At 74.0% G+C, this 638-nt stretch carries 1 protein-coding gene; it reads left to right on the top strand.

Annotated elements, in window-relative coordinates:
* Nucleotides 1-638: ABC transporter permease (locus tag ASJ79_RS25255; protein WP_231751029.1), on the top strand; the 638-nt coding region annotated here is incomplete at both ends.

Here is a 638-nt window from a genome sequence, read left to right as displayed (position 1 = left end):
CTGGCGGTGCGGACCGCGATCGCCGTGCCGCTGACGGCGGCGATCTCGGCGGCGATCTTCGCCGTCGCGTCGCTGTCCCCGTTCGACCCGCTGGCGGCGTATCTGGGCGGCAACTACCAGTTCGCCACCCAGTCCCAGCGCGACGCCATGCGCGCGGCCTACGACACCGACCAGCCCTGGTACCACGCGTGGTGGCACTGGGTCGGCGGTCTCGCCGGCGGCGACCTCGGCTGGTCGTCGACCCAGTCGCAACCGGTCCTGACCGTGCTGGCCGAACGGATGCCGTTCACGTTGGCGTTGTCGGGTGCGGCGCTGCTGACCGCGACCGTGCTGGCGCTGCTGCTGGGGTGTCTGGCCGGGATGCGCCGGGGTGGACCGGTCGACCGGCTGGCCACCGGGTTCTCGGTGACGTTCGCCGCCGTCCCCCCGTTCGTGGTGTCGCTGGCCCTGGTGGTCGTGGTGGCCGTCGGCCTGCGGTGGCTGCCGGCCTCCGGTGCCGCCGCGCCGGGCGCCGACTACACGGTCGACGGCGTGCTGCGGCACGGCGTCCTGCCGTGGATCGCGTTGACGGTGTCGATGACGCCGTGGCTGCTGCTCACCACGCGTGCCGCGGTGGCGGCGAGCGTCGACTCCGACGC

Source organism: Mycobacterium sp. NAZ190054 (assembly GCF_001545925.1).
GTDB lineage: Bacteria > Actinomycetota > Actinomycetes > Mycobacteriales > Mycobacteriaceae > Mycobacterium.
This window is presented reverse-complemented; position numbering and strand designations above follow the sequence as displayed.